Source organism: Bradyrhizobium sp. LeoA1Lang (assembly GCF_055413685.1).
In genome coordinates, this window is record NZ_JBVAPG010000109.1 from 22,485 (window position 1) to 28,662 (window position 6,178).

Annotated in this window: 7 protein-coding genes and 4 pseudogenes; 6 read left to right on the forward strand and 5 right to left on the reverse strand. The window is 61.0% G+C overall.

Annotation, left to right across the window (positions count from 1 at the left end; all coding sequences use genetic code 11):
* The first annotated feature begins 45 nt into the window (after positions 1-45).
* The 6 genes and pseudogenes from ACZYOF_RS29560 to ACZYOF_RS29585 form a co-directional block, all read left to right on the forward strand.
* Positions 46-201 carry a hypothetical protein gene (locus tag ACZYOF_RS29560; protein ID WP_394567278.1) on the forward strand — a complete coding sequence of 52 codons (156 nt, stop codon included), beginning with the start codon at positions 46-48 and terminating at the stop codon, positions 199-201.
* Positions 198-278: pseudogene (locus tag ACZYOF_RS29565) on the forward strand (acyl-CoA thioester hydrolase); the annotation flags it as partial. The gene ACZYOF_RS29560 and the pseudogene ACZYOF_RS29565, both read left to right, overlap by 4 nt.
* A gap of 308 nt (positions 279-586) precedes the next feature.
* Complete coding sequence (locus ACZYOF_RS29570) at positions 587-856, forward strand: hypothetical protein (RefSeq protein ID WP_463717983.1); 270 nt, start codon at positions 587-589, stop codon at positions 854-856.
* A pseudogene (locus ACZYOF_RS29575) lies at positions 849-1,144 on the forward strand (hypothetical protein). Before ACZYOF_RS29570 ends, ACZYOF_RS29575 begins: the two are co-directional and overlap by 8 nt.
* Positions 1,145-1,226: 82 nt before the next feature.
* Positions 1,227-1,322, forward strand: a pseudogene (locus tag ACZYOF_RS29580) (DUF1488 family protein); the annotation flags it as partial.
* A 13-nt stretch (positions 1,323-1,335) separates the two neighbouring features.
* A pseudogene (locus tag ACZYOF_RS29585) lies at positions 1,336-2,021 on the forward strand (tyrosine-type recombinase/integrase); the annotation flags it as partial.
* A gap of 353 nt (positions 2,022-2,374) precedes the next feature.
* Here the strand turns inward: ACZYOF_RS29585 and ACZYOF_RS29590 are convergent.
* The 5 genes from ACZYOF_RS29590 to ACZYOF_RS29610 form a co-directional block, all read right to left on the reverse strand.
* Entirely contained in the window at positions 2,375-2,731 is a 357-nt protein-coding gene (locus ACZYOF_RS29590) for a hypothetical protein (protein ID WP_463717984.1), read from the reverse strand.
* 150 nt (positions 2,732-2,881) lie between these two features.
* A complete protein-coding gene (locus tag ACZYOF_RS29595) occupies positions 2,882-3,604 on the reverse strand; it encodes an energy transducer TonB (RefSeq protein ID WP_130579322.1) in 723 nt (240 codons plus the stop codon).
* A complete protein-coding gene (exbD, locus tag ACZYOF_RS29600) occupies positions 3,601-4,035 on the reverse strand; it encodes a TonB system transport protein ExbD (protein ID WP_282527515.1) in 435 nt (144 codons plus the stop codon). The genes ACZYOF_RS29595 and exbD overlap by 4 nt, the downstream gene beginning before the upstream one ends.
* Positions 4,036-4,040: 5 nt before the next feature.
* Complete coding sequence (gene exbB, locus ACZYOF_RS29605; RefSeq protein WP_463717985.1) at positions 4,041-4,847, reverse strand: tonB-system energizer ExbB; 807 nt, start codon at positions 4,845-4,847, stop codon at positions 4,041-4,043.
* A gap of 71 nt (positions 4,848-4,918) precedes the next feature.
* Positions 4,919-5,995, reverse strand: a complete 1,077-nt coding sequence (locus ACZYOF_RS29610) for an outer membrane protein (RefSeq protein WP_463717986.1) — start codon at positions 5,993-5,995, stop codon at positions 4,919-4,921.
* Between the last annotated feature and the right edge of the window lie 183 nt (positions 5,996-6,178).

Sequence of the window (6,178 nt, forward strand, 5' to 3'; positions counted from 1 at the left end):
GTTGGTCTCTGTGCAGTTGTGACGCAAGCTGCTAGCATTGGCGTCATGAGTTTGACTGGCGAAGACACCGAGAAGCTCCACGCTCTCCGAGCGGCGATCGACGAAGGGATGGCCGACGTCGAGGCTGGACGGGTTGTCCCCTGGGATTTGGAGGAGTTTCTGGAGCAGGCTCGCGAACGCGCGGCGTCGAGTTCAAAATGAACGTTTCCCTCGACGGCGAGGTCCGCGACGGCCGCCATCACATGCAGGTCCGCGTCTATTACGAGGACACGGATTTCCCTGACTGGACGTTGTCGTATTAGGCAGTACTCATCGTTCCTGTTTTGTGGCGGTCTTCTGAGAAAAGCTTCATGCTGAAAAGGGCAGCGGCATTCAGGTACGGTGTGTATTCGTAGGGCATCCGCTTGCGCACCGGATGCACTATAATGCAGTCGACCAAGTTACGGAAAGCGTCCCTCATCTCGGCCATCATCACCAGGACCGCACCCGACGGACCGATCACCGGCTCGCCTTCAGCGCCTGGACGATCGACGCAATCATCGTTGGGTCCGCACCACGACCGGCCAGAGTTTCTAAGATAGCGCGCATGACCGTCCGTTCCCGACGCGAAGTCGTCACCTTCAAGAACTCATTCCGGATCAGGGGCATCGATAGACTGTTGCCCGCCGGCGCCTATGAGGTCGTCATCGACGAGGAGACGATCGAGGGGCTATCGTTCGAGGCGTTCCGCCGCGTCGCCACCATGATCAAGGTGCCGGTGGAAGGCTCGCGCGGGTTGGCGATGCAGGTGGTCTCGATCGGCTCTGTCGATCTGGCCGACGCCCAACGCATCGACGCGAGCGCATCCGATGGCTGACGAACCGCTCGATCTCGACAGTCACCGCGGCGTGACGGCGCAAAAGGCAACCGACATCCGCCGTGCGCTCGCGGAGGTCGAGACCCATGCACGGGAACTGCGCGAGCGCCGGGCCGAGGTGGAGGACCATCTGTTGTCAATTCCCGCCGCGTCATGGCCGGAGGCGGCCGCCAAGGCGCGCTATATACTCAAGCTGTAGCCGCGGGCCTGCCGCCCGAAGACACAAGGCACCGCGATCTCGTCGCAGCCGTGCTTGAGGATTTTGTCCGGCTTGCCGAGCAGAGCTGAGTCGGGTACCGCGGCACGCTTATGAAGGAGTGGCTGACATGACGCTCACGCACGTCGCTTCATCGCTTACGAATACGACAGGATGGTCGTTCTGTTCTCGATGCTCGACGGCGAGAAGGAGATTCCCTGCGCGGTCTCGACCTCCGCCATGGATGAACTGGAAGGTGTGGTGCGCGCGAGAGCGGGGTCAGCGTGAGGCACAGGAGGCTGAATACCGAATACTCGGTCGGATGCTCCGCGACGCAGCCAGGCACGAGAAATATGCCACGATCGTGGACATCTCTCGCCAGCTCGCGCTGACCGGCTGTCGACGCAGCGAGATGATCGGCTTGAAATGGACGGAAGCGGACACCGAGTCGAGTTGCTTGCGGTTGGACGATAGTAAGGAGGGTGAATCCATCCGCCCCATAGGGGGCTGCCAGTCGTCGAATATCTCGAGCGACGGCGCCCGGACAATGTCTGCACACACGTCTTCCCGGGGCAGGGCGACGACAACGCATTCGGCAGCTTCCCGAACCATTGGAAGCATCTCTTCGAGGACTCCCCACTATCCGATATTACTCCTCACGTCCTACGCCACAGCTTCGCGAGCATCGCCAACGATCTCGGCTTTACCGAGGTGACCATCGCGGCGCTGGTCGGCCATGCCAAGGGTTTGGTGACAAGCAAGTACATCCATACGCTTGACACGGCGCTCATCATGGCTGCGGATACGATCTCTGGCTATATTCAAGGGCTCCTTGACGGCATCGAGTTCAAGCAAACCGCCTACGCGTTGGACCGCGATTCGCGAAAGGCCGCGCTGGCTCGCTTTCTGAAGAGGGCTTCGGGCGCCGATTCGATCGAGGCCGAAGAGGCGGGCCGCTTGGCTGCCTAGGTGCCGTTGGCCAACATCAACCATGACGCAATCGCTTTGAGGCGGCGAGTATCTTCGGCCGCTAAGGGGAATACCATATGGTGGCCCATCTCTAGCCCGTCGCGTAGCGCAGTGCTGTCATCAAATCCGGGAGAGCTGACCGGATGCGTGAAGAGCGGCTACGCGTCAGAGTGCGAGCGCGTCCTCATTCGGCGGTGTAGTCAAGAGCGGACGTCGCCGGAGATCCCAGAAGGACTAAACGGCGAGATGTCAGGCACACACGTCAAGGTCGACCTTGGCAGCTACGAACCGTGGACGCGCGCGCCGCTGTAGCGACTGGTCAGTGGAAATGGAATCTTATCACCGACCGAGATTTAGAAGCCACAGTCTCTGTAGTCCCTTCTGGCAAGCCGGAAATGCGAGCCGACAGCAATGAAGTCAACATCCAGACATTGATTTCCTCGACGATATTGGCCCAAACCGTCGCATCGAAGGTATTCGAGATTGATCCGCCAGCGCTTCTCGTGCGGAGAGTAGGTTGCAAAATCATTCTGGGCGCTCGGAGGCCCCTTGCAGATGGCCGCGATATATTGTCGAACTTCGGCAGGTAGATCGTCGATATGATGAGGATTCCAAGGAGCATTCTTGGTGACGGCGCTGCCCATGGAAGCAGCCGTCGCCACACTGCAAAGCAGAAGGAAAAGGGCCAACAACGAGGTTCGCATTGTCATTCGGCACTCCTCTGTGAGTGGCTAACAATCCGACCGAGGCAAATGGGCTGGTCTACTACTCTGACCGTGCGGTCTATTGCTCCCTGAGATCACGCGTCCTCGGCATAGACAATCCTCATCCCGACGAAACTATGGATCTCGCCGCAGGCGTCAGCGCGCGAAAGCGACCGGTGCGAGATAGCTATCGCGCGCTCCGGGCTTCTCGGCCGGGAAGGGCGGGAAGGGACTGGCGCGATGAAGCAGTTCGAGCGCCTCCCGGTCGAGCACTGTATTGCCTGACGATTTGGATATTTCGCTTGCGATCACTTCCCCCGCACGATTCAGGTCGAACCGCAGCACCGTCGTTCCCGAGGCACCATGCGCCGCCGCCGGGTACCTTTTGAAGCGTTGTAGATGACCGAACACGAGGGCGTTATAGGCCTTCGCGCTTGCCTGTGAGAACTGACCGACATGCTCCGTCTTCGGCGGCGCGCGCGTCTCGGGCGCGGGCGGCTGTACCTGCGGCTTTGGCTCCTCGATTTGCTTTGGCGTCTCTTGAGGCAGGGTGACTTCGGCCTGTGCTTGCGGAGGTGGCGGCTGTTCGACCTTCTCGACTGGCTGCTCCTGCTTGGGCTGCTCCTTGGGTGTCTCCTCCGCCTGTTGCATGGTCGGGCCGACCGCGATGTCCTGGTTCTGGACCTCGGGCGAACTAGCTTCGATTGGGGCGAGGGTCACGCTTATCGCAGGAATGATGTTTGGCTCGACGGGCCTGCGGGAATACCACAGTGCAATGGCGGCCACGATTGCGGCATGCGCGAGCAGGATTGCCAGCGCCGCTAGCATCCAACGTGATAGGCCGCGATTGTCAGGCAGATGCAGGGCGTGGGCGTTCATGGCTTCGTCGCCGGCGCTTCAAGCCCAACCAGGGCAAGCTTGAGATAGCCGGCGTCCCGTAAGGTGTTCATAACCTCGATCAGCTCGCCATAGCTCAGCGACTTGTCGGCTCGGACGAAGATCGTTTCGTCCTTGTGGTTGTTGGTGGCAGTATCCAGCGCACGAGCGAGGGCTTCGCGCGCCACAACGTTTTCGCCGACGGCAATGGTCTGGTCCGTTTTGATCGTGACGAAAACCGGCTTGTCCGGGCGAGGCTGCTCGGGTGCCGTGCTCGCGGGAAGGTTTACGCCGATGTCGACGGTCGCAAGCGGCGCGGCTACCATGAAGATGATAAGCAGCACCAGGATCACGTCGATAAAGGGCGTGACGTTGATCTCGTGCTGGATCTCGAGATCATCGCCGTTCGAACGAGAACCAAGACGGACGGCCATGGCGATCACTCCGCAGCGCGTGGCAGGACCACATCGCGGGGCTGCCCGCGGCTGATCAGAAGCAGGAGCTGCGCCGAGGCGTCACTCAGGAGCGCGCGATAGCCGGCGATCACGCGGGCGAGATGGTTGTAGATCACGACGGCCGGGATAGCGGCCACAAGCCCGAGCGCGGTGGCGAGCAGCGCCTCGGCAATGCCGGGCGCAACCACCGCCAGGTTCGTGGTATGGGATTCCGAAATGCCGATGAAAGAGTTCATGATCCCCCAAACCGTGCCGAACAGGCCGACAAAGGGGGCCGTCGCGCCGATGGTGGCAAGAATGCCAATGCCGCGCGAAATCTCTCGCGTCATCGCCGCTTCCACACGTTCCAGCCGAAGCGCGACACGCTCCTTGAAGCCGTCGTCGACGATACCGTCGGACAGTTCCGCCTCGCGCGCCGTCGAGAGGATCAGCTGCGCGACAGCATCGCGGTCGCCATTGCATTCATGCGCCGCCTCCGTGAGGCTGCCGCCTTCCTCCAGCATTCTCACCCGCCGCAGCGCGCGGCCCCTCCCGACGCGCAGTTCGATGGTCTTGGCAAGCCAGACCGTCCAGGTCACGAGCGAGGCGAAGGCGAGCCCGATCATGACAGCCTTCACGACGATATCGGCGTTGAGGAACATTCCCCACGGCGACAGATTCCGCGGCAGCAGGGAATCCGGAACTTGCGCGACCGCAGGCTGCGAGTGGATGGCGAGGGCCGCAAGAATGAGGCCACTCGGCAGCAGCCGGAGCCAAATTCTGCGCTGAGGCTTTGTTTTGCTGTATTTCATCTCGTTCTTTCTCGTCTCAATCGGCCCCCACTTTTGCCCCTACCTGTGGGCCTGCTCGCGCTAACCAGTCGCTAAAGCAATCCCTCAAGGTGATAATTCACGCCGGCTTTGACTTGGTTGACCTCGGTCTTGACAGTCACGTTCGTGCCGAACGGGTTGACGAACTCGAGCCCTTTGCTGCCGAAGTCGAGATGGTCGTACTCGAGCTTCGCCGACCAGTGTGATCCCAGCATGTATTCCAGGCCACCGCCCGCGATCCATCCGGGACGGGTGGCGTGAGCAACAGTGAGACCGTCGAGCCCGCTATTCACCTCCATACGATAATCGGCGTTCATCAACGCGGCGCCGCCCTTTGCGTAGAGCATTAGCGGCCCGGTGACATAGCCGATCCTGCCGGTGAGGGTGTCATACCAGTTGTGGTCGCTGGTGATCGAGAGCGACGCCGTGCCGGCGGGATCAACGAAATTGGCTTTACCCTGAGCTGACGTCCAGGCGAGTTCGCCTTCGATCCCGACCAGCCAGTTCGGAGCCACCAGAAAATTGTAGCCGGCCTGCAAGCCACCGAGCGCGCCCGCCGGATTGGTTCTGTCGGTGCCGATCGGCGTGGCCACGTGCTCGCCGCCGCTGAAGGCGCCACCGAAGTTGGCGCCGACGTAGGGACCGGCCCAATAGTAAGCTGTCGGTGCCGAGTTACGGACCTTGGTGTAGAAGCCAGGCAGAACGCCGGCAACCTTCTCCGGAGCCCCGAGCTTCTGCGAAATGCCAAAGTAGTATCCGCGCCGCGGTCCGTATTGAGGCGCAAACACACCGATGCCGGCACCGTTGCGGATCTGGTAAATGTAGTCGGTCAGGTTTACCACGTCGAAACGAACCGTAACCGGCAATCCGTTCCAGCCATGGGCGAACTCGTGCGACACGCCGGTATTGATCTGCCAATAGGATGGCAGGTGGTCGCAGTTGGGGCAGACTACCCCTGGCGGCAAATTCGGGGGGTCCGTGCGCAAGCCGCTACCGTAGATGAACGTTGCGCTCGCGGTGGTGCCGTCCAACCAGCTGTTGGTGTCGGTCCACCGGTATGCGATCCTTCCTGAACCTGTATAGGTTTGATCGTGGTCGGTGTGGATCCAATTGTTCTGGATGTAGACCAAGTCGTCTGGACTAAACAGGGTCTGATTTGACACGACAGTGTGTGCGTGCTGGACCCCCCGGTGCCGTCGCGAACTTGGTTGGAATTTGTCCGTCGCGAGTCTCCGGTGAACGGATGATATCTGCTCAGGCGGCAAGATCAACCGGCTGAGCAATGGGCTTGCTGGCGAGGGTCTGCCAGCCGT